The organism is Nonomuraea aridisoli, assembly GCF_003236395.1.
In the GTDB taxonomy this organism is placed as follows: Bacteria; Actinomycetota; Actinomycetes; order Streptosporangiales; family Streptosporangiaceae; genus Nonomuraea; species Nonomuraea aridisoli.
In genome coordinates this window covers 1-863 of the sequence record NZ_POUD01000610.1, presented here as the reverse complement: position 1 = coordinate 863, position 863 = coordinate 1, and the positions used below count along the sequence as shown (strand labels likewise).

1 pseudogene is annotated in these 863 nt (G+C 70.2%); it reads left to right on the top strand.

Features of this window, described 5'->3' with window-relative positions:
- Positions 1–374 (top strand): annotated as a pseudogene (locus tag C1J01_RS51760) (hypothetical protein); the annotation flags it as partial.
- Positions 375–863: the final 489 nt, after the last annotated feature.

Genomic DNA, 863 nt, shown 5'->3' with positions numbered 1-863 from the left:
GCACGGGACTCTGGAAGGACCCACTGTGCGGCTCGGCGGGTCGGGTCCGAACACCCGATGACGGGCTGGGGGGCTCACTGGGCCGTATGGGCGTGACCGAAGAGCAACCCGAAGGCAGGACCGGCCGGGCAGGAACTGCCGAAGAAGGGCCCGATGGTGTGAGCGGCTGCGCCGGAGCGACCGAAGACGGGCCCGACGGTGAGAACGGCTGCGCAGGAACAACCGAGGACAGGCCCGTGGGTGCGAGCGGCTGGCTGGGAGTGACCGAAGACACGGGCGAGGGTGGGGTGGAGGTTGAACGGTTGGTCGTCATGGCCGCAAGGGTGCCTGCCGGCCTGCCGTTCGCGCGGCGGAAGAACCGGTTCTGTGGATGACGGCGTGATGGCCGGCTCGGGCTGTGGACAGGCGGCCGCGGCTGATTCGGCGCACACCAGAGTGCTAGCCGTATGGTCGCCACCTCCAAGGGGCGCTGCACCGCCGCCGGGACAAGGGGCCAACGCCAGACAACGACCACCGCTGGGACGGGCGACCGCCGGGACACGCGACTGCGCAGGACGCGACCCTCGGCGCCGACCACGACCAGGATCAGAAAACGACCATCGGCTCAGAAAGCGACGAACGCCAGTGCCCCATGTCGCCGCCGAGAGGCGAATAGGGGTGGAACGGCGTCTATCAGCACTCAGCGGCATCCCCAGGGATGGCCGCCGCCATTCATGACAAGACCGCGTGCGGCGGGACCGACCGTCGGCTCACGAAGTGACGAACGCCGCCGCCCGCGTCGGTCGGCGAGAGACGCATGGGGGTGGAACGGCGTCGAACGGGGGTTGAGCGGCGGCCACGGGGATGGGGGCGCGATGTGGGGC